Source organism: Eubacterium oxidoreducens (assembly GCF_900104415.1).
GTDB lineage: Bacteria > Bacillota > Clostridia > Lachnospirales > Lachnospiraceae > Eubacterium_C > Eubacterium_C oxidoreducens.
Map to the genome: position 1 here is coordinate 1 of NZ_FMXR01000022.1, position 22,420 is coordinate 22,420.

19 protein-coding genes are annotated in these 22,420 nt (G+C 34.0%); 2 read left to right on the forward strand and 17 right to left on the reverse strand.

The genetic code is table 11. The annotated features are described in order from the left end of the window. Positions 1-204 (forward strand): ATP-binding protein (locus tag BLS20_RS12450; protein WP_176762413.1); only part of this gene is annotated, 204 nt, incomplete at its 5' end. Between the two features lie 288 nt (positions 205-492). Here the strand turns inward: BLS20_RS12450 and BLS20_RS12455 are convergent. The 15 genes from BLS20_RS12455 to BLS20_RS12525 form a co-directional block, all read right to left on the reverse strand. Beyond that, a complete protein-coding gene (locus BLS20_RS12455) occupies positions 493-819 on the reverse strand; it encodes a hypothetical protein (RefSeq protein WP_090174695.1) in 327 nt (108 codons plus the stop codon). Positions 820-832: 13 nt separating this feature from the next. Continuing rightward, entirely contained in the window at positions 833-2,728 is a 1,896-nt protein-coding gene (locus BLS20_RS13810) for a hypothetical protein (protein ID WP_176762414.1), read from the reverse strand. Positions 2,729-2,740: 12 nt separating this feature from the next. After that, the gene (locus BLS20_RS12465) at positions 2,741-3,142 is read right to left on the reverse strand and encodes a tellurite resistance TerB family protein (protein ID WP_090174696.1); all 402 of its coding nucleotides are present in this window, start codon (positions 3,140-3,142) and stop codon (positions 2,741-2,743) included. 234 nt (positions 3,143-3,376) lie between these two features. Continuing rightward, the gene (locus BLS20_RS12470) at positions 3,377-8,122 is read right to left on the reverse strand and encodes an SMEK domain-containing protein (RefSeq protein WP_090174697.1); all 4,746 of its coding nucleotides are present in this window, start codon (positions 8,120-8,122) and stop codon (positions 3,377-3,379) included. Positions 8,123-8,182: 60 nt separating this feature from the next. Next, positions 8,183-9,388 carry a hypothetical protein gene (locus BLS20_RS12475; protein ID WP_207645165.1) on the reverse strand — a complete coding sequence of 402 codons (1,206 nt, stop codon included), beginning with the start codon at positions 9,386-9,388 and terminating at the stop codon, positions 8,183-8,185. Then, complete coding sequence (locus BLS20_RS12480) at positions 9,385-9,567, reverse strand: hypothetical protein (protein WP_090174698.1); 183 nt, start codon at positions 9,565-9,567, stop codon at positions 9,385-9,387. Before BLS20_RS12480 ends, BLS20_RS12475 begins: the two co-directional genes overlap by 4 nt. A 262-nt stretch (positions 9,568-9,829) precedes the next feature. Further along, positions 9,830-10,012 carry a hypothetical protein gene (locus tag BLS20_RS13975; RefSeq protein ID WP_242870585.1) on the reverse strand — a complete coding sequence of 61 codons (183 nt, stop codon included), beginning with the start codon at positions 10,010-10,012 and terminating at the stop codon, positions 9,830-9,832. 104 nt (positions 10,013-10,116) lie between these two features. Next, on the reverse strand, positions 10,117-10,338 hold the full coding sequence (locus BLS20_RS13980) for a pyridoxamine 5'-phosphate oxidase family protein (RefSeq protein WP_242870586.1): 222 nt from the start codon (positions 10,336-10,338) through the stop codon (positions 10,117-10,119). 12 nt (positions 10,339-10,350) lie between these two features. Beyond that, a complete protein-coding gene (locus BLS20_RS12490; RefSeq protein WP_090174699.1) occupies positions 10,351-13,593 on the reverse strand; it encodes an HD domain-containing protein in 3,243 nt (1,080 codons plus the stop codon). Continuing rightward, entirely contained in the window at positions 13,574-14,080 is a 507-nt protein-coding gene (locus BLS20_RS12495) for a hypothetical protein (protein WP_143010273.1), read from the reverse strand. The genes BLS20_RS12490 and BLS20_RS12495 overlap by 20 nt, the downstream gene beginning before the upstream one ends. A gap of 36 nt (positions 14,081-14,116) precedes the next feature. Next, on the reverse strand, positions 14,117-14,704 hold the full coding sequence (locus BLS20_RS12500) for a hypothetical protein (protein ID WP_090174701.1): 588 nt from the start codon (positions 14,702-14,704) through the stop codon (positions 14,117-14,119). A gap of 245 nt (positions 14,705-14,949) precedes the next feature. Then, positions 14,950-15,417: a hypothetical protein gene (locus BLS20_RS12510; protein WP_090174703.1), complete on the reverse strand. Its 468-nt coding sequence runs from the start codon at positions 15,415-15,417 to the stop codon at positions 14,950-14,952. A gap of 18 nt (positions 15,418-15,435) precedes the next feature. Continuing rightward, positions 15,436-18,579, reverse strand: a complete 3,144-nt coding sequence (locus BLS20_RS12515; RefSeq protein WP_090174704.1) for a type I restriction endonuclease subunit R — start codon at positions 18,577-18,579, stop codon at positions 15,436-15,438. A gap of 12 nt (positions 18,580-18,591) precedes the next feature. Next, positions 18,592-19,467, reverse strand: coding sequence for a DUF4238 domain-containing protein (locus BLS20_RS12520; RefSeq protein WP_176762415.1), 876 nt, complete (start codon positions 19,465-19,467; stop codon positions 18,592-18,594). Positions 19,468-19,622: 155 nt separating this feature from the next. Beyond that, complete coding sequence (locus tag BLS20_RS12525; RefSeq protein ID WP_176762416.1) at positions 19,623-20,180, reverse strand: restriction endonuclease subunit S; 558 nt, start codon at positions 20,178-20,180, stop codon at positions 19,623-19,625. Positions 20,181-20,316: 136 nt separating this feature from the next. Between BLS20_RS12525 and BLS20_RS12530 the strand changes: the two genes are divergently transcribed. Then, positions 20,317-20,871, forward strand: a complete 555-nt coding sequence (locus tag BLS20_RS12530) for a restriction endonuclease subunit S (protein ID WP_090174707.1) — start codon at positions 20,317-20,319, stop codon at positions 20,869-20,871. Here BLS20_RS12530 and BLS20_RS12535 read toward each other — a convergent pair. Together BLS20_RS12535 and xerA are read right to left on the reverse strand one after the other, a co-directional pair. Further along, positions 20,860-21,384 (reverse strand): restriction endonuclease subunit S, encoded by a 525-nt coding sequence (locus tag BLS20_RS12535; RefSeq protein WP_090174708.1) that lies wholly within the window; start codon positions 21,382-21,384, stop codon positions 20,860-20,862. The two genes, BLS20_RS12530 and BLS20_RS12535, sit on opposite strands and share 12 nt — an antisense overlap. A 10-nt stretch (positions 21,385-21,394) precedes the next feature. Next, positions 21,395-22,354 carry a site-specific tyrosine recombinase/integron integrase gene (gene xerA, locus BLS20_RS12540; RefSeq protein ID WP_090174709.1) on the reverse strand — a complete coding sequence of 320 codons (960 nt, stop codon included), beginning with the start codon at positions 22,352-22,354 and terminating at the stop codon, positions 21,395-21,397. Positions 22,355-22,420: the final 66 nt, after the last annotated feature.

A 22,420-nucleotide genomic window follows, 5' to 3' on the forward strand; every position in this document is an offset into this window, starting at 1 on the left:
TCAGTGGCTATATCTGCCCAGCTTCCGGTGAAAGACTGGCCTTCGGTTTTCAAGGATCCAACCATCGCAGATGCGGTCTTAGATCGAATCGTGCGAAATGCATATCGCTTCAACCTAAAAGGCCCATCTAGGCGACCTACGGTCGAACATATGCCGGCTTACGCAGATGACAGCGCAAGCGAAAAAGAGTATATTGAACAGTAGAAGTCATCTTGTCTACTTGATACAGGAATCTTGTCCGGATGTTATAAGAACTAACGTCCGAATAATGCAGGAACCAATGTCCGGATGTTACAGGATGCTTGTACCAAATAGGCAAGAATAATCATTGTTCTTTCTGAATTCTTATTTATTCCTCATATTTTTTCTTTTGTTCATCTGCCTCTTTATTAGTTACCATTAGTAAGTATAATTGCTAAAAGCCTTACAATATATCGGCAAAAAAGGCATTCCCAGAGGTACTGGTCTATGTAAGGTTTGTATTCTTAAATATTAGTTACTGATGGCATTTATAATTCTATTTACAGCTCCATCTGCAGTATGTTGATTTATAAGCCCCTCTTTAGCATAGCTTAAAAGCTTTAACACATTCTCCTCTAGCATAACTACCACAATAGCCGCGTTCTTTCCTGCAAAGCCTGCCGAAACATTTAATACATAAATATTATCATCAAAATCTTCTTCAAGAATCGTTCCTACACCAAGTAATGAGTCGCGCAGATTATTAAAATCTTTATTATTGAAGTCAATTGTTTTTTCTACTAAACCTTTTTTATTTGCTGGAATATAGTCATTCAACTTTTTCAACATAATATCCATAACTCATATTCTCCTATGCAAACTCTGGCTGCAATTCAGCACTATCAGAAATATCTTCAAGCACTTCTTTTAGACTTAATGCAATTCGTTCATCTGGAACAGCCTCAATATGCTTACGCTTTTGAGTTTCATCTTCTACAATTGGAACTAAAAGATTCCTTGCAAATTCTTTTCTATTTTTGCTAGCAAACATATCCTTCAAAAGTTTTCCGTCTAGCTTTTCTCCTAAACGATCAACGCATTTTTCAGCCTCTTTTTGATTCAGCAAGTAATCCTGTGCTAGTGATTCAAATTGTTTTTGTATGATACGAACCATTTCATCCGCATCATCTTCAATAAAGTTACCTATAATTGCATCTGAAGCTTCTCCTGCCAATCTACCAGCAGCAATTGAACCTATTAATCCGCCTACGACTGTTCCTACGCCTGGAAGAATCGCGCTACCAATTGCCGCTCCACCTAACCATCCACCAGTTCCACCAGCGACTGTGGATGCTGTATTAGTCAAATTCTTAAATAGCTGTTTTCCAGAAATGCGGCCTCTAAAAATATTTGCTATATCAAACGAAGAAAGTACTACAACTGTTACTCCAGCCGTAATTACATTCCCACGAAGAAGCTTTGCTGCACTCTTCATAGCAGCAGCTCCATAAATATTACTACCATTCCTAAAGGCATTTACAAGTATTGCAGAAGCCTTCGGGCCTAAAATTCCTACAATCGCTTCTGAGCTACCAACCAAAGCACTGTTTAATCCAGCTTTTGATAATTGACTAGTCAAAACAGTAGTAATAAAAGCTGTGCCACCAACTTTTAAACCAGAATAAGTTGCCAATTTCAATGACTTATCAAAACTTTCTCCGTTCCATAGATTTGTCGCCAAAGTAATAATAGCTGTTACACCAAATACAGAACTCGCTATTATAACTCCGTTTACGGCATCGTAAGTTAATGATTCAACTGTACCAGCTTTTGCAATATTTTTTGCTTGCTCATACGTAAAATGACCTTTGCGAACAATATTCTTTGCTTCTTTTGGGTCGGAAACACCTGGAACTTTTCCAGCTTTGATTTTTTCTTCCATAGCCTGTACAGCTGCTTCATACTTGTCCGAAGGGACTTCTATTTGCATTGGTTTTCCATCAACCAAATACCTAAATTTACCTTCTTTATCAAAGCATTCATTAATACAGGCTTGTCCAGACTGACAATACTTCGATTGAATATATGCTCCATCTACAATTCTGTCCGCACCATTTTTAATATTATCGTCACCAACAATTTTGGCATCATGACCTGTTAGCTTGTCATATAAGTTATTTGCCCTCTCTGCTGCATACCCATGTCCTTGCCGCGCATGAAATTTTTCTTCATCATAAAGCTTATTGACTTGTCCATAGGCACCAGTAGCTAAACCTCCAGCAACAGCGCCTTCAAATTTAGACTCTTCATATCCTAGTTTTGATGAATTATTGGAAGTAACAGTACAATAGTCTCTTGCCGATTTTAGAAAATCCATTAACGGAGTCTTATTTATAAGCGTATCAATAACGACTACTTTTTCTCCATCATTAAGAATAATCGTAAGTGTATTTTTCGCATCATCCTTCCCTGATTCTTTCACATAAACATCATATATGTCATCGTACCAGATTTTATGAGGCTTGCTAAACATCTCGGAATAGTAAATCTTTGTTTCTGTAAACAAATATCCTTTTTTCCCATTACCTGAAATAGTCGTATCATAAAGACCAATAACTGTATCTGGATTGGCGCCATTTGCAAATTTAGCAATTGCATTATTCATTTGCTTTGAAAAAGAATCTCCATAAACATAAAAGTCAAAAGATGTAGACATATGGATTGAATACCTTTTCAAAATATTGATCAAATCATCTTTTTTGCTCATAGTATTCCTCCATCATTTTATAAATGCTGCACATTTAGCATAAACCGATTTCATCTCTGCAATAATAGTAAACGCCTCATTTACCTTTGTTTCTGACACCTGCAAAATCTGAGCTAGCTTGCCTATTAATTCCTTCTCTGCATCAGGATAAACATCATCAGCCATTACTGTTCCAACTAACTCAAGAAAAAAAATACTTCTTTCCTGCTCAGTTAATGATTCCTGCAATTGATTTAGAATTCCATCCTGTCTGTTATCAATCTCGTAATTATTATTATCAATATGCATTTCAATACAATGCGCATCAATAATATTCTTTTCTTCCGGCGAAAAATCTCCATCAACATTCGACATTATCAGTTCTAAATCTCGAAATAAATACTTCTTTTCAGTAGAAAGCATTGATAAATACATATAGTAACCCTCCTATTACTTTTAACCTTAATGACTTATTAAGCTTAAACTGTTTTTACTTAATCTTAATAATACTAATTTTATAAAACGTAGTGTCACTAAAAACGGACTCATATAAAATATCTATTTACCAGTGTGACTCCAAATTAACGATCTAGCAAATGTCTCTGACTCATTCCTAGTTCCATATTCCATCAATATAATGCCAACTGTATATGCTACAAAATATATGCATCAATGAACTCTAAAATCATCCAACAGCACTGCAGCTGATTCTAAATTTGCATCAATTAAACATTTCAATATATTCTCATATGCGGCAGTTAATTCAAGATTAGCCTTGATTTCATCACTATAATCAAGATATGCCTTAGTTATTATTTCATTTATTACAAATTCCGATTCACTAACTTTCTTATTGAAATCTTGTTCATCTTCCTTTAAATAGTCAACACAAGAGCTTAAGGAAATAAGAACTTGTGGCAATAGCTCAGAAATGTGAAACTGATACAACACCATAATATAGTCTTTGAAATGCAAATGTGCATACTTTCCCCATAACTGATTAAGAAAAGTTTTATCTGCATATGAAAAATGTGAATTGCATTTATTCCAATCTGCCATATACATACCTTCCGTAGTTAGTAATAGCATCCCTGTCAATTCTTTTCTTGCATATTCTACTTTTATTGTCTGCAATTTCTCCTCAATACTCTCTATGACACATTGGCATCTTTTTCTTGCTCTTTCATTATTGTATGAATCAAAATAAGTACACATCACCATTCCAGCAATTTTCTTATACATTTTAAAACTTTCATATTTAAATTTTTCAAAATCGACGTTATCAAATAAAATACTTAACGCTTTGTCGTAATTATCATCATATGATAACTTCTTTTCGAAAAATCCTTCAACTTCAGATATTGCATAGACATCTAAAAACTCATGATAATCTCTTACTTCATGAATAACATCAATTATTTCAATTAAAATCATATTCAAAAGAGAATTAAAATCATCATCGTCCAAATCCAATCCGCAGTTAGCAACATAGCATAAAGTGCTTAAATTATAATCACTAATGTTCCAGTTTTGATATGTTACATCATTATCGGATAATAAAAGTTTCTCAATTGCTTCTTTTCTTTTATCTTCATACTTATTATCTCGCTTTGGTTTATCACTAAAAATAAACGGGCGTGATTGACGATTAGGGATATATTTATATTCCTTATTTCTATCTCTTATTATACTTTCATCATACTTGTATTGCTTCATTTCATTTTTTGAAATAGCAACAACAGTATTAAAAATCTTTTTCGCCAAGATTTTATTTGTACAAAGATACTCTTTGAGGTACCTCGCCATATGGTTAATTATTCCTTGTTGTCCCCGATACAAAAGACAATTAATCATAATAGTTTTCAAGCGTCTACATGTGTCGTCTTTTAATTCATTATCTACTTGTGAAAAGAAAACTTTTGCAAGCACAGGTTCACAGGAAAATGTATCATTTTTGAATAAGCTTTCTACACCATTAAGCCATATATCGCAATATTTTGATCTTTTCTCAAATGAAAGATCTTTTTTAGATAATGCATATGCCATAAAAGTATAGGTAAAGTTTTCAATTTGGTAATGCACATCTGCCTTTTTGCTCAAATTAAGCATTTGGTCAATGGCAGCAACACAATCATCTGTAGAAAGCGATTGATTATTCAATGCCTCTGCTACAGATGTAATAATATCTCCAAACTCAGCTTGACTTACCACATAATTGCTTTTCTCGTTTTCCACAACTATTTTCTTTGCTTCCCCCTCTATTTCTGGTTCCAAAGCATAAATATCATTAGTTACATGTTTTATCTGAAATCTTCTTAAGTCCATTTTTTGTACTTGTAGATTACAGTTTGCTGTATCTCCACAATTCGGATACTTAAAATATAAATAATCTAAGATTTCATATATTCTATCGTTTAACTCCTTATCTGAAATCAACTGCATATTACACATGTATTCCTGCAAAGTACTAACCTTTTTAGAATCAAATATGTATCTCTTCTTTAATTCCGGTATACCTACTGTAAGCAATAATTGTTTTTCTAAAAGATCTCTTTCCGCATTCGGACGTAACTGTGAAGCTCTCTGCATATCTAAGTAAATCAGCTCCATACTACTTGCTAAACAAATAGCGTAACCAGGAATACTCTTACTATATTCACACCCCATTCTATCTATTATAGTAAGCGGCATAATATTGTTAGACTTTTCCAATATTTGTCGTTTGATTTTTGACAAGAAATCTATTCTTTCAGATACCGTCAGTGCTTTCATAAAGACTATAGTAGTATCAGAAAAAATATAGATTGCATCACTTATCAAAGTATGAACTCTGTTTTCTTGGGAGCCAACAAGCCAAAACTCTGGATTATAAAAATACTTTTTCTTTTCATCAATTCCATTTATCAACAGTTCCAATTCATCTACAGCTTCCTTATTGTGTTCTTGCAGCTGCAAAGTAATATAATTGGTCTTTTCAATTAACCAATCTAAAGCAATCCAATAACCGTATGTACAAATCATATAAAGAAAGCTGTTATCGGTTATTTTTTCAAAATCAAAATGATATGAGCTTCCCTTTTCCGAAAAACCCATTTTCTCATTTATATCATCATCTATACCGCGATATATAAATGAATTCTCGTCAATTCTTCTCTTTGTAAACCAATACACATCAGCAAGATTACATAATTCATTTGGCAAATATTTAGCTAATCCAACTGTAGTGTTTTTCATTGTATATTTGATAATTATATCTGCTATATGTCCCCTTTTGCGATCCCTACTCAAATAGTCCTCTGAAATGCTGTTCCAAAAACTTCTAATCCATTCTATTGAATATTCTGCCATACAATATATAGCCGAAAGATATTTTGTTAATCGATTTTCATCAACATAATAATCTGCTTTCTCCTGTTTCATGGCTTCTTCTAGAAAGTATTCCAAAATAATACATGCACACCTTGCAGCTTCCGGATCTATGTCACTTGTGCCTGGATAATCTATACATAGTTTTTCTATATATTGTAATAAATCCTTCTCCTTATACTTATTACTCTTGAATACAATTTTTATAAGATTCTCTCTACCTTTGCCAATTGGCTTGTGTTTCAAATAAACGTTATCGTATTTCAGTGGAATGATACTGGCTTCAAACGCAAACAAATTTGTTAGCTTTATAAACTCATTTAGCACGTTAAAGGATAGTTGTAATTCATGCTCAGAGAAAAATTCTGAACAAAAATCAGATTTAACAATTCCTATTATAGTCTGATACTTCCAATCTTCTGGAGTTGACTCTGTATTTAAAATAGAATAGAGAAAAGCTTCTCTATTATTCTTTGTAAAAAGCTTATTCTCAATCCATATCTGATACCTTCTATACGAACACTTTCCTAGTGAATTTACATTAGAAAAAAATACAGAATAATCTCCCCTGCAATCCACGTAATACTTATCAAGCATTTTTTCAAAACAAATGTCTTCAAAAATGTCATATTTTAGACGAATTCTATTTTCGTCGCACATTGTAATAATTCCATGCGACTGCAATATCTTAAAAATCTCTGTGCCTACTTCATCAATATATATACCGGTCAAAAAATCTGTTGCTCTTTTAGTAACTATTGATATTACTGCATTTTGGACATCTTTTTTCTGAATATTTCTTGGTAAATCGATACCATCTAAGCATATAACCTTTTCCCATACTAAATTTCTAAACTCGTTAATATCCGAAATTTCATTAGGATTTTTCACTTTACTTATAATCAAATTCAAATAAAAAGGTGTCCTTAATAATTGTGAATAACCATTTTGCTTTGCTAAAGTCTTAATTACATTGTATTTTTCACAAACTCTGCTCAGCTGAACATCATTCAATAAATCAACCGTAAAGTTTTTTACTGAAAACATGTTCTCAATTTTAAGAAATGCCGCTTTATCACTTGTTCTACATGATGAAAGTACAAATACATCCTTATGCTTTGAAGCTACAATATATAGCTCTTGAAGTATATCCATTTTTGTTTTTGGAAGATCAGCTATAAATTCCAAAGCATCAATATAAATAATCAGCCTCTTGCCATTTAAAAGCTTTAGAGACTCTTCCAGATTAATATTCCATAATTCATCAATAGAATTGACATCAGCAATCTTTTCAGCTCTAACGTACAGAACATACTCATTATCTTGCAATAGCTTCTTGCATAAAGCAGATTTACCAGATCCAGCAGTTCCATCAATAAAAATATATTTAGAATCACAAGCCTTTATCTTTTCAATAATATTTGTACGGTCTATTTCATATTCACCATTAATAAGTCCATCAATATTCAAATCCATCAATTCTTTGCTGGTATTCATTATTACAGCTAACCTATCTGCAATATTCTTGATTGCCTCTGAATCTTTTTTTAATAAATCGTATAAAGCAATTTGAAAATCCAGCTCATTTTTTGCCTTATTAAGAACTCTATCTGCGGTTATTAAATTTTCTGCTGCATTGAATTCGATATTGCCTATTTTATCTTTTCCTGAAAAGTCTTTAACCCTTTTCTGTGATTCATTTCCCAGCACAAAAAAATAGACGTATGAGATAGATTTGCTTTCTGGTTTATTACGATCTCTAATTTTTTCTAAAGTAGATTTAATTTTCGTTGGTATATCTTTATTAGTACTTACTTGAATAAAAATATTCCCATCTTCTGATATCAAATCCACGTATGGATAATTAGCTTTATCAACATTTAAATTATAAAATGCCTGTCCGAACCATAATGCACATACCTTTTCAGCAAATAGTTCAAATAAAGTTGCATTATCAAAAAGCCCTTGCTTATTCAAGAGCTCAATCTTATTTTTATATGATGCAATATACTCTGCAATATAATTCATTCTATCTGCAGAATTCTTCAAAATATATTCCCCCTTTCTAAATCAATAGTAGGAATCCATCTCTACTCTTAATTCTGCTTCCTATTCAGCCCTTAGTTCATTTTGTAACTCAATATCATTTTCAATTAAGATATCGACTCCATCCAAAAAGTTAATCAAGCTCCTATAATAGCAATATGCATTATCATAATCCAAGACTACATCGTCGAACTTATATTCCAAGCTATATGAAGTTGGATAACGGAACGTATCACCATTTTTATCTATCAAACTAATAAACCTTATCTGCTTTTCAACAATTTTTATCATATCATCAGAATCATTTATACTCTCTGTATATCGTTCAATAAGAGGTTTTACATATTTCCATAAATCCCTTTTTAGTAAATGACTCTTACGCTTAGACCAAAAAATTTTTTCCGGAATCCCATCATCTATTCTTTTATAAAAGTATCGTTTCAAGCACAGTTCTATTGTATTCCTATACATGAACATCAAGGGATAAAACTTAGTATTAATATCCAAAGAATCATCATTATATAGATAATCTATTGACTCCAAATACCCAACTACCTTTGCGTGAAATCCATCATCTGATGGAGCTTGCCACAAATAACAATTTCCAATTCCATGATTAGCAAAAATTAAAAATTGTGGTTTGAACTCACTATAAAAAGTGTCCCCAGCATCAAACACTCCCTTATTGAAACACTTCTTAACTAATGCATATGCTTGGAGCATATTATTTGCTACATCTACATTATCTAAAAATTTATCTCTATACTGTGATAGAAAATCATCCTCAAACGGAAATCGAAAGACATCAGATTTTTCATCAACTTCTTCTAACGAGAATAAATATTGCATAAGCCAACTATGCTCTTCATTTGAAAGGAAAGATTCTTTTTTTTCATACCGCTTATAAAGTTCATAAAGATTATGCTTGCATTCAACTAAATCAGCTTGAATTTCTGGTTTGTGCATATGAACTCTGCAAATCAATGATTTTAATAAAAGTTCAATACTTTGTCTTAGCATAAATATACCTGGCAAAAACCACATATCAGACTTAATATTATCGTGCCCACTTTCTATCACTTCATTAAATATCGAATACCCGCATCTAAAAAATTCTTCTGCCATTTTTTGATAATCACCTGATAAATTTCTAGTCCATTTAATTAATATCAAGTGACTATTATCATTTATCTTCCAAAAATCCATTTCATCTGAAGGCATCTCATAGTATATATTCATTTTGCTCTCCCCTTCATCATCTTCTTTCACACACTTTCCAAAAAAATTATTTTTTTGCCATAGGCTTTTGCATACTCAATTTCAGAACGTGTGCTCTCGCCAATATAGCCACCAACATTGATAACGTAAATTGAATCTGCCATATCAATCTTCCGTTTATGCATATCATCCAGCATTTCCTTCGTCTTGGTAAGAGTACCTTCATCCATGCCATCCCAGACTTATTGATCACCAGAATGTCCAAAGAGTCCTACACTAATAACAATATTGCAATATGTGCGGATACTCCGTTACTTCACTTAAAAAGTAAGTAACAGGATACGCATAAAGGTACAACCTAAAAGTTTCCTCATTATGCATCTTCCGCACTTCCTATGTCGTGCGCGTTAGGCCAAGCCTAAAACCTTAATTGCTACTGGCGTATCTATAAATGAGCAAAAAACTTCTGGTCTCCTCGTGATCGCAAGTGACCTAAACCTCCCAATGCTGCCTGCTTCCGAAGCCGTCCTTCTTCAAATCAGAATCCAGATAGTCATAAGTTGTCGGCACCACCTTGATCAAGTTCATGGCCTGCGGCAACTTCTTCATGGCTTCCACTGGAATCTTCTTGTGCTCCATCAGCATCAGATATTCATCTGAAAAAGGCTCCACCATGACAGCCTCCCCCTGCACCTACAAACTCTTCAGCTGACCGATTCCCCCATATGGTTCGAAGATGGCAATACCCACATTCTTATTCGCCTTCAGGCCCTTAAACTTCAGTCCACCTTCGGAAAAAAACAAAAGCAACCCTCCACAAAGTTATATTCAATCGGTGTATTGCGCACCATGTCCGCTGAAGCCGTCGCCAGCGCACAAGTATTATGTGCTCCGATGAAGCTTTCAATCTTTTCTTTTAAAGCAGCTGGCTCCATATGAACAGAGTCGCGGTCACGCTCTATCCAATGAGATGCGGCTAAGTCGTAGTCGGGTTGGTACATGATGTGTCACCCCTATCTCGCATCAACAAAATCCTTAAGATATGAAAATTGTTCCGCATTCAAAACACTTTTGCCCGATGTCTTAATAATTACTTCTATTCTTGTATCAAAATAATTATCCGGAACGGATTTTAAATATTTTCTTAAAGCATCCAATTCTGTAAATAAATAATTATTCTTGGTAGAAAACCATTTGCATAAAAAGTTACAATCTATTTTGCCCTGACATCCGGAGCCACATTCAAGCACTATCTCCTCACCATTTGTTTTAATAAGGTTCATCTCATCACAGCGTGGAGACGTCACTTTAGTAAACTGAGGTAAGTCAACATAAACTATTAGCTGAATTATTTCAACAATGCTTTCCTTACTTAAATAGTTCTCATTTATTCCTTTCTTCAAGTCATACTGAACATCTAAGCTATAGCCTTTGGTAACCATATGAGAGAGCCAGTGAAATCTCGAAACTTCCCCCATGTTGTTTATATTATGGTTTAAAATCACCCTAGAAACTCTATAATTACTCATATCAAGTAAATCAGCAAGTCGCAGCAATATTTTTGTGTACTTCTCACTCCAATTCTGACTTTTTGCAGATGACTTTTTATAATAGATATCCGCAATGTTATATCCATGAGCTTCAGAAACCTCTGCAACGATTTCTCTTAATGCCGCATCTATAAACGATAATTCTTTACGGCTCCTTATCTCTCTCGCACTATCCTTAGCGTGATTAGAACGTACGCGATTTTCATAAAACTCATCAACCTTAAGATAGTAGTCTTTAATCAATTTTTTTACCGATTTATCAGACAAATTGTCATCGTCCAAACTTTTCCTTATATCGTTAATGAAGTTGGTATATATTTCGTCGCTCTCATAGCTATTATCTTGAATAGAATCCAAAAATGGAAACGTCACCATTGAGATATCATGTAAATAACAAGCAATAAATAAGATATAATAATCATTCTTCTTAATATCTATATAATCTATTGCCCTTACCAGTTTTACAGTATTTTGTACCAAATCTACAGCATGTTCTTGGTTGTGTAACGTATAAAAATAAAGATGCTTAGATCCATTTTTCCATATATCACATGCATATTTGTGAATCAAAATAAGATTATCTAATCTATCTATCTCTGACACATATGTCCTAAAATAACCAAGCACTTGAAAAATAGAGTAATCCACAGCACAATCGAATTCCTCATCTAAAAAACTATCTAATAAATCAAAAAAGATTTTATCTTTAAATTTTTTTGAGCGCAGCATTTCAAGGATTCTTAACTCTGCATACGTAATTTTCCGATTAACTTTTTTATGCAATAAATACTCATCGCTAATCTCAAAGCCAAGTATTCCGGATATATATGCATTTAACAGCATTCTACGAATAGACGATGAATTTGCATCAACTAAGCCAACCATATTAACAAAATCATCATCCATCTTTGTTTCTAATATACTTTTTCCTTTTGCCTCTATAAGCTCTTTTTCCATATGATTTCTTCGAAAATCATCCTTTTTCTTTTGGAAAAACAGCATCTGATTAGTCACTTGCTTCTTGAGCGACAAATACTTTATATCCTCAGTATTAACTTCTTTTTTATCATCAAAGTGTTTTGAAAAAGCTTGATAAAGGTAAGATGTTTTCTTATTATCGCCTTCAAACAATAAATAGTTTAGCTGAATAATCAAATCAAGTAATTCACTTATTTTATCACCAGCATTAGTCATCTCTCGTAAAACGAGGCTTAATAACGCTGAGAAAATATCTTCTGTGAAACTTTCGAAGAATAAATCTAACCTTTTATTATTAACAACGTCTTTCAATGTCTCTAAAAAATCAGTTTTGTTTTCTTCATCAATACCATTCGCTCTAATAGACAATTCATAATTCCTGTACTTAAAGAATTTTCTATACCGAATTAGCTTCTTCTTATATGCCTCAAGTCCAATTTTCTCATCATCTTTTGCAGACTTTAATTGTTTCTTAACATCGTCGAGTTCCTTTTCTACTGCCAGTTTTAATTTTTCTGTTTTATGTAGGAGAACCATATTTTCCTCATCTGAATAACTAGTATTTAACTCAAATGAAGTTTTAGAAGTTTCTCTTCCGATACAATTCAAATATATCTCTGACGGTCTACTGTTAGAAATATTTGAAGCTGTACTCTTTTCACCAGGTTCATGTATTTCAATACCATAACTTGATTCACGATCTTTTACGTAACGAAACAATTCTTCGGATAATCCTTCAGGTTTTTGTTTCATTCCTTTATTAAGCCATGTTTTAATAGACTTATTAAGTGTTTCAATACTTTTGCTTAAATCTGCTTCATTTCTTATTTCATTTGTGAAAATAACGGAATCATCAACATAAAAAAACATTTCCGATTTTGGAAATACCCTTTTATACTGTTTTTCGATTTCAATCATTAATAAATTCGCCAAAAAGTAGCTTTGTGGCAGGCCTTGTGGAATGCCCTGTGCAAATCTACAAGAAAAACTTTTCTCTTCTCCCCTATACCTTTTTAAATCATCTTCGTCTAATTTCTCAATTTCAACAAAAATTAATTTTTCAAGTATTTTTAGTATTGTTTTTCTATTATCATCTGATAGATTAACCGGCAACTTATCAGCAATATATCCATACAAAACTGATGGATTAACCGAAGGGAAAAAGTTTTTTAAGTCCAAATCTACTTCCCATTTATATTCCAGGTTTTCATGGTACTTTCTATAATTATCATTAGCAATCTTATTATATTTTTTATATTGAATCTCCCATGGTATAAAAAGATGTTCTATGTCATAAGCCACCCTATTTCCGTAAAAATTATGTGGAATAAGCCGACTCAAGTCAGACATTCCAACCTTATTCTCTTCATCAAAGTCATATATCAAAAGATTCAGCATAGCCACAGCCGTAATCTGATCAAGTAAACTCGAATGATGCAGTGGTCTAAATACCGCCCCATCTTCATACTTTTTGGGCTTAAAATATACCTTTGCCTGCAAAAACTCATCGCCATCAACAAGATCAATCAATCGATTGTGAACTCTATCAATCCACTGATTAATATTTTCCTTATCAAAAATATCTCTTAATGCTTCAAACTCCTTTTTATCATCTTGCGTAAGAAGCTCTTGATTTACTATATATGAATGAACAGAATATAGTGCTAAAAAGATGTTACGATTATCAAATAAACGTTCTCTATAGTTGTCAGTTCTCATCGTTTTCATTAAGTCTGCTCAAAAACAGATCTACAACCTCCTCAATTACTTTATCTATATCCTTATCTAGCTTTTCCGTTTTTATACTTCCTGCTAAAACAAAAGATTTTTCATCAATATAATTAATCTGGTAATACAGTTTCCCCGAATTAACCTTTGATTTATCAAAAAAATTTGCAAGAATTACGCTATCTTTAGTTCCGTCGTATTTCCATGCATTATCAATTTCAATCTTCAGTTTTTCTTTATAATCATTAAGCGAATCGATGAGTGTGTCCAAAAAGGCCTTCTTAGTATTTAGCATTTTATTGCTCATAATAAATGACGGTATAAAATCTTTTAAAAATGTTTTATTATACTGATACTCTGGATCGACAGCAGTCATATAATCCGAAAAAGCCTTTATAATTACTTCTATATCCGCCTTTTCATTATCAGAAACCTCTCCTTTATCTATCCATATGCGTAAATCCTTTGTGTTTTCTATGTCCATCATGAACCTCCTGTTATAAAGACTCTCTAAAGCATGCCATTATACATTTTCGATAAAGTTATAATAACCATCATCCCACGTAACATAATGGGAGTACTCTTTTCCACCATAATATTTTATACCATCTATTCCAGCGTTCTTACAGCACATTGAAATAAATGACGGAATCAAATATACTCTTGGATTATTTCCAGTATCATTTAAAGGAAACCTTATAAATTTAAGTAACGTATTTAATCCTCTCAGATTCTTCGCAGATAAATCTATAAGATTTGCATTTTCAGAAACACCCACCTTAACAGTTTGTAAAACCTTTTTTTCCTTATCTTGTGTAGACATATGCTTATAAATTTCTGTTTCAGCACCAATCTTCATGTCTGAAAAATAGAAATACGCCTGCCCCGCATGATTATATCTTCCTGGTCCAGTTACTCCGTAAGGCGCTTTTTTCATTTGTTCCCAAACATATGGAGGTTCATCTTTTAAATGCGTTCTGCAATGATAATACGCTCTACAATCAAACCCCATCTGTAACGGAAAATTGCATATTAGTCTATATATCTTCTTTCCAACTTCATTCTGCATTGCAAGCATCGGCATTTCATCCAAAAAAGTCATGAAATTCATAAGTTCGTTTTCATTAAAGACTTCTTCTGAATTAGCTATTTAAAATAAATCTTCGCTCTTACATATAATGTTTAATTCTCTTGCATTAGCATAATCGGTTTTATTGATTACGCTAACGAATTTTCTCTCATCACTTTTATATACAATATTATTGTTATATGTTAGTCGTTCTACACTCGATTTATTTAGCTCTGAAATAGCTGATACAAATCCAGCCGGCATAACCAACTCTGGCCTAATACTTTTCATCCAATCAGCAGTCTTAATAAACGACACATCTGCCATTGCAATTGATGTACTATCCAGAGTTTTTTGAAAGCATTTACACATGCTGCAATATTTAAACTTTCCAAGCCAGACTGTACATCTTTTAACATCTGCGTAGCGGTCGGCAAACTTGCCATCACAGCAGCCGCTGATTGAATATTTACCAACTGCTTAGCTACTTCTCCGTTGCTAAATACCTGCGCAGCAATGTACTGTTGGCTCATCATTTCAGAAATAGCAGGCTGAACATTCATTTGCACCTGAGCAACCTTTAATGCGCTGTTTAGATTACCTTGTAAACCTTCCAATGGTTTTATCCGCTCTGCCACAATTTTTAATGCTGATATCATACCATCAATATTAATCTGTTCAACAACTTTCTTAGATGATTCCGAAAGCTGCGCTAATGATTCAGCAACATTCATAGCGTCTTTCGCCGGTGCCATTGTGTTATTCTCCCAATTTTATCCTTGATATTTCTTAAAATTCTCTGCCTGCTCCAATACTTCCTTGTATACATCATCAATTGTTACTGGCGGATAATCATACTTATCCAAAAGCAAGATTAAATCCACCTGAAGATTTGCCTTTATATCTTCTCTTGTCGAAAAATCCGGGTATTTAGCCTTATCCTCAACTACAACCTTTATTTCCTTCGACAATTCAATCATTTTATCTTCCGGATATTCAAACTCATACTTCTTTGCTACAGCAGATAAAATGTCATAGAACGCCTTTTCCTCATAGTCTATTCCCATAGCCTCAAAAGAATTTTTCTCGTTCTTAAGCTCATGAATGAGATTTGCAAGCTGATTTGCCACATCATCAAGGACTTCATTTGCAAAGGCCTCATCTTTACGTCTGTTATTATATGTATCAACCACTTGCTTCATTCGATCTGCAAACTCTATACTCTTAATCTTGTTTACTCTCTGGAACTCCTCTATTGCATAAGTTAATAATCGCTGCAATGCTTTTATCTTTGTGTTTGGCAAATTGATTTTTTCTATACGAGCCATATATTCATCACTAAAGATATCAAAATCGATATGTTTACCAGTCTCAAAAAGCTCCTCTATACCATCAGACTGTATTGCGCCTTCAAGAAGCTTTCTGACTTTCATATTCATCTGCTCAGTATCGGGAGCCTCACCTTTTGTAAGCTTGTAAAGAACTGATCTTACCGCCTGATAAAAATGGATTTTCTCTATATCATCATCAGTAAAGGTTTCACTTGCACTGCACAAATTGAAGGCCTTCTTCATCTTTCTAACAGCTGCCATAAAACGCAATTCTAATTCTTCTGTCTGCTGAACATATTCTACAGCTCTGTTCAAACAGTTAAGTTGTTGCAACGGATCTCCATTAAAGAAATCATCCGAATTAAAATTGCAGAACATGCTATCAAGCACATCAATTTCATCCAGCACAATGGTTACAGCCTGCTCTATATTATCGAACTCCTGCTTTTCAAAGTTTGTATACTTACGAAGAGCCAGGTTCATATTCTTTTTTATGCCAATATAGTCAACTATAAGGCCCCTATCCTTACCTTCATATACACGGTTTACTCTTGAAATTGTCTGGATAAGTGTATGCTGCTGAATAGGCTTATCAATATAAATTGTATCAAGACATGGCACATCAAAACCTGTAAGCCACATATCTACGACAATCGCAATTTTGAAATTAGACTTTACATTTTTGAACTGTCTATCCAGTTCTTTTCTGTCTTCTTTTGTGCCAAGCATATCGTAAAGTTCTTTTTCATCATCTTTGTTTCTTGTCATTACAAGCTTTACTTTTTCAATAGGCTTAAGCTCTTCTTCGTCCTTCTCAGAAAGCTCAACTCCTTCAGGAGCCTTTCTCTTTTCTTTCCATTCTGGACGAAGTTCTATAAGATTCAAATAAAAAGCATAGGCAATAAACCTGTTTGCGCAAACAAACATGGCTTTTCCGGCTACGGTAGAACCTTCCTCAACTCTCTTTTCATAATGTGCAACAAAGTCCTTAGCTACTGCCTTAAGCCTGTCAGGATCACCAATAATAACATCAAGATGCGCTACTGCCTTTTGGCTTTCTTCAATTTGTTCTTCCGATGCTCCAAGGGTTGCACACTTGTCATAGTATTCCTCAATTTCACGAAGCTTATCATCTCTAAGCGTAACCTTCGCTGCTCGGCCATCATAAACAAGATTAACTGTTATCTCATCCTTAACAGCTTCTGTCATTGTATATGGATGACCAACTATATCCCCAAACACCTCAAGAGTCGCATCAATAGGTGTTCCTGTGAATCCCACATATGTAGCATTTGGTAAAGAATCATGTAAGTACTTTGCAAACCCATATGTACGATTAACTCCATCCTCAGTAATCTTTACTTTCATGTCAAGGTTAACCTGAGATCTATGTGCCTCGTCAGAAATACATATAACATTTGATCTATCTGTAAGGAGCTGCGTATCTTCTGTAAACTTCTGGATGGTGGTAAGATAAACCCCTCCACTTGGTTTTCCCTGTAGTTCATTTCGAAGTTCATCTCTTGTATCTATGCTAACAACATTGTTGTCACCAATATATTCCTTTGAAGAAACAAACTGCTTAGAAAGCTGATCATCCAAGTCAGTTCTATCTGTTATAAGCAGTATAGTAGGATTTTTGAAATAACTACTCTTCATCAACATTCTTGCTAAAAAGAGCATCGTGTAGCTCTTTCCACAACCCGTGGTTCCGAAATAAGTTCCTCCCTTACCATCTCCCTCAGGTTTCATGTGCTTCTTTATATTTTCATAAAGATTATTTGCAGCAAAAAACTGTGGATATCTACAAACAACCTTTAATTCTTTATTTGATATATCTGGGAAATAAATGAAGTTTTTAATAACAGAAAGAAGCCTGCTCTTCTCAAGCAGACCATCTACCATGGTAAACAGTGAATTTATTCCATCCATTTCTGGATCGTTATCATTAACTTTGCGCCATGCATAGAAGAACTCATACGGAGTGAACAGAGAGCCATACTTACTATTGGCTCCGTCACATATAACTACAAAAGCATTGTACCTAAAAATCTCAGGAATATCTCGCTTGTAGCGCACAGTAAGCTGTGTATATGCATCCATTATAGTTGTGTTTTCCTGTATTGCCGTTTTGAACTCCAGGACAACTAACGGAAGACCATTTACATATATGATTCCATCTGGGATACGTATTTGATAATTATATCCCTCAATCTCCAGCTGATTAACAATCTTGAAATTGTTCTTCTCATGCTCATCATAGTTTATCAGTTCAATATAAATATCCTTTTTTGTAGGATCTTCTCTGTTAAACACAAAGCCATCAATTATCATTGACATAACAGCCCTGTTTGCCTCATATAAGGAGCCTCCTACTGTTCGCAATGACAAAATAATGCTGTCAATCTCACCTTCTGTAATTTCAACATCAGCATAACGGGTACGCAAATAATCTCTCAGATCATCTACCAACAAAACTTCGGTCTTCTTACGTACCAGTTCATTGCCTGTCCGATGAGTGTAACCCTTGTCTTCCAAGAGTTTCATTATGGACATTTCTAATGCATGTTCATTGAAATTTGCCATGTAAATTCCCTCCTATTCAATGCATGCTTCAAGTGCTTCTTGGCAATCCGCAAACACATACTTATATCTACCGGCATTTCCTTTTAAAAAAGTTTTATTAAAATCAATTACCGATTCCATATCAATTTCAACAACTCTATTGCTTCGTTTTCTCAAATCCCCATAATTTCCCCACAGCACTGCAACTTTGGGCGATAGTGGAAAATATGCTGTCTGTATACTTCCATCCTTAATCTCAGAATCTCTTCCAAAAGAAACCGGAAAATCTGCAGTTATAAATCCACCATCTTTGGAATAGAAAAACTCCAGAGCAACATCTTCCAAGTCATGACATACACCATTAACATATGACTCTGGCATTTCATCTATTAGCACAACCTTCTTATATGACATTTGCACCAATGCATCAAAGTCGTTAATCCCTAATACTTTCGTCACTTCTCTAAGAGCTTCTATCTCTGAATTACCTTCGAGATCATCTAGCGAACCGTCTACGCCAAGTTTTTCCATGGTATAAGGATTCCTCAATAACATATTGGCGAAGAATCTACGCAATAATTTCTTCTCTTGAGAATGTAATATGAGCGCATTCTTATTTTTATCGTTGAGACATACATCCAGAATCAACTTCTGCAAATTCGCAAATTCAGCCTCGCACCTTGAGAAATACTTTTCGATCTGATTATGCAAAACAAATTTTCCAAGTTCGGGACTCTCCTGCTCCCAGGCTGTCTCATATAAATTATCTTCATGACATATGTCTTTCGGTCTAGTAACTATAAACCTCTTTTTTTCAACGTTCCATACATGTATAAAGCTATCTTCACCAACAAAATATTCCAAATAAAATCGTGGAACATAATGTTGTTTCACTGTTATATTTTCCATGTTCCACACTCCTATCATTACAAGTCATAATCACTATCTCCTTTTTTCATATAGGATAACGATTATGATTCCATTTAGCGACTTAAAAGAATCGTGGAACATAATGTTGTTTCACTGTTATATTTTCCATGTTCCACACTCCTATAAATGATAATTTAGCGGCTTAATGTAGTAACGAGTAATGCTTTATATTCTTCCAAAAGATTTATTTCTAAAACATTGAAATGAATATAGTCAAACACTGAACGTAACAAGCATTCAAGCTTAACAATTCCCTCCTTGCACGGGAGCAGTAATTCAAAGTTTTCAAAAGACGACTTGTTAATATTTAGCATTGTGGAACTACCATCACCTAATGCACGTAGCTCTTCTCTAGCATCCTTGATTGCAAAATACAGTGTACAGGGATAGTCGGTTATAGCAGCATTTATCTGCTGATTAGTTTGAGCTTGATATGTTGTTATAGCCACTTCACCAGCATTTGCCCCGATACAGGCAACTATTAAACTAAATTCAGGAATATACTTGTTCGTCTGGCTTTCTGCACCTAGTTTAGAAAGATAACACTCTGTTGTGGTGACAAAAGGGGTTCCATGCATATCGGGTGTCTTAATAAATGGAATATCATTGCCATAGTATTCAAGACAATCTGTAGATGGAGTTTTACCGGTAATTACGGTACCGAAGTGTTTTATTGGTTTTGCTTGTGCCAAAAAAATAAATGATAATTTAGAGGATATAATTCAAACTATCTTCAAATCATATTTTATAGATTATGATGTTCAAGAAGGTGCATCATATGAAGATTTTGAATTTGGCAAATATCCTTCAAATTGGGATTTAGTCACCATGGACAAAATAGTAGATGTACGAGATGGCACACATGATTCTCCAGTACAAACTGCTGTAGGTCATCCTCTTATTACATCTAAACATCTATTGCCATATAGTTTAAATAAAGACGATGCATATTTCATAAGCGAAGCAGATTTTAAAAAAACAAACGAAAGAAGCAAGGTTGAATGTGGCGATATATTGTTCAGCATGATTGGCACTATTGGTCAAATATCGTTAATAACCGAAAAGGATATAGACTTTGCTATAAAAAACGTAGGTCTGTTTAGAACATCCCAAAATCCTGAGATTCGATACTATATCCTTTCCTACTTGAAGAGCTCAATTGTCAATAACTATATTGCTTCATTCATGTTAGGAAGTACACAGTCATACGTTAGCTTGAATGCATTAAGATCAATACCTCTTATTCTTCCTGATAAGAACGTTTTATTAGATTTTGAATCAAAAATTTCACCATTATACAAACGTCTTATTGAGAACGAAGCAGAGTGCAATAAATTATCCAATTTACTTTCTTTGGTTACAGCATCCATTTCAAGCCGCTAAATTATCATTTATCTTCTTTTTTAGCTCTATCCTATCCTCTATCGCATTATAGACTTTAACTATCTCTAACTGTTTTTCCATAGGTGGAACAGGAACTTCCATTCTGCATATATCGTCCCAAGTTATTCCACCTCGCACAGAGCCATCCGTTCTAAGCCAACATTGTCTATCAAACTCCGGTCTTCTGAACCACATCATCAAGTATTCTGCATTTAGCCTGTCTGTATCAACTACCTCAAACATAAAATATGCAGGTGAAACTATACCTGGTTCATCCTCATTGAATAAAGCTATTGGCAGTCTTTCATCTCTTCCAACATGCATAGGATTACATGCGAAATAACCTTTTTTCAGTAGTTTGTATTTAGACAAATCTGTTCCAATTACATTTGCCACTGAAGGCATAAAAAACTTTTCAATATTAATTCCCAGCACTCTATCTGTTATTTCTTCCCTATTTCTATCATCTACCAATTGTATGTGATTTCCTAATGGTTCATATTCCTTATGCAATCTTCTCACCTCATCCTATATATTTTCTATGAGCTATTTTTACATTACTCTGTTTAACCATCGCATATTGCAATGTTGTATCTATTCGCTGATGCCCAAGTAACTGTTGCAACTGTTCTATCGGCATTCCTTTATCTATAGCGACTGTAGCCAATGTCCTTCTAAATCTATGCGGATGCACATTCTCAATTCCAAGATCTCTACCAATTTTTCTCAATCTACTCTCCACACCCCCGATTTTTAATCGATTATATGGATGGCTCAGACTAACAAAAAGTGCCGGATTTTTGTCATTTCTTGAATTAAGATACTGCCTTAGATGCAACTTACTTCTAACATCAAAGTAAACTATTCTTTCCTTATCACCCTTACCCAGAACCGTACATTCTCTTTCTGTGAAATCTATATCCTCTATATTTAGCTTTACCAGCTCTCCTACTCTCATACCTGTTGAAGCTAAAAAATCAATCAATGCTATATCTCTTATTTCTTGGCAGGAGTCGCGCATCTTCTCAAGGTCCTCATCTGTATATGCCTCCTTAATTACCTTGCTAGTTTTAACTTTGTGAATACGCCTTACCGGGCTTTTTATAATCAACTCTTCATCTTCTAGCCATCCAAAGAAACTCGAAAGGATTCTCCGCATATTATCAATTGTGACCTTACTAGATCCTTTGCGTTCCTGATAATCTGATAAATACCATCTTAAATCCTCGGTTGTGATATGCTTTACGGTCTTACCAATGCTATCAATGGTTTTAGCTATAACATTTTTATAGTATTCCAGTGTTTTCTCTGATCTGCCTTCAATCCTCTTAGCCGCAATAAAATCATCGAGATAATTTCTGTCTTCATCAAACGAACTGTTATCAATGCACTTCTCTAAAGTCTCAACTAATATCTCCATCTGTGCATTATCTAGCACAGATAGCATTCTTTGCTTTACAAATACAGCTTGCTCCTCTGTCATAATCACTATCTCCTTTTTTCATATAGGATAACGATTATGATTCCATTTAGCTAAATGATAATTTAG

Coding starts and splice junctions, on each gene's coding strand:
- BLS20_RS13980 (WP_242870586.1), bottom strand. CDS start 10,338: ATGTACCAACCCGACTACGACTTAGCCGCATCTCATTGGATAGAGCGT.
- BLS20_RS12465 (WP_090174696.1), bottom strand. CDS start 3,142: ATGTATTTATCAATGCTTTCTACTGAAAAGAAGTATTTATTTCGAGAT.
- BLS20_RS13810 (WP_176762414.1), bottom strand. CDS start 2,728: ATGAGCAAAAAAGATGATTTGATCAATATTTTGAAAAGGTATTCAATC.
- BLS20_RS12455 (WP_090174695.1), bottom strand. CDS start 819: ATGGATATTATGTTGAAAAAGTTGAATGACTATATTCCAGCAAATAAA.
- BLS20_RS12520 (WP_176762415.1), bottom strand. CDS start 19,467: ATGGAAAATATAACAGTGAAACAACATTATGTTCCACGATTTTATTTG.
- BLS20_RS12495 (WP_143010273.1), bottom strand. CDS start 14,080: ATGATGGACATAGAAAACACAAAGGATTTACGCATATGGATAGATAAA.
- BLS20_RS12500 (WP_090174701.1), bottom strand. CDS start 14,704: ATGAATTTCATGACTTTTTTGGATGAAATGCCGATGCTTGCAATGCAG.
- BLS20_RS13975 (WP_242870585.1), bottom strand. CDS start 10,012: ATGGTGGAGCCTTTTTCAGATGAATATCTGATGCTGATGGAGCACAAG.
- BLS20_RS12515 (WP_090174704.1), bottom strand. CDS start 18,579: ATGGCAAATTTCAATGAACATGCATTAGAAATGTCCATAATGAAACTC.
- BLS20_RS12530 (WP_090174707.1), top strand. CDS start 20,317: ATGGACAAAATAGTAGATGTACGAGATGGCACACATGATTCTCCAGTA.
- xerA (WP_090174709.1), bottom strand. CDS start 22,354: ATGACAGAGGAGCAAGCTGTATTTGTAAAGCAAAGAATGCTATCTGTG.
- BLS20_RS12480 (WP_090174698.1), bottom strand. CDS start 9,567: ATGGATGAAGGTACTCTTACCAAGACGAAGGAAATGCTGGATGATATG.
- BLS20_RS12490 (WP_090174699.1), bottom strand. CDS start 13,593: ATGAAAACGATGAGAACTGACAACTATAGAGAACGTTTATTTGATAAT.
- BLS20_RS12510 (WP_090174703.1), bottom strand. CDS start 15,417: ATGGCACCGGCGAAAGACGCTATGAATGTTGCTGAATCATTAGCGCAG.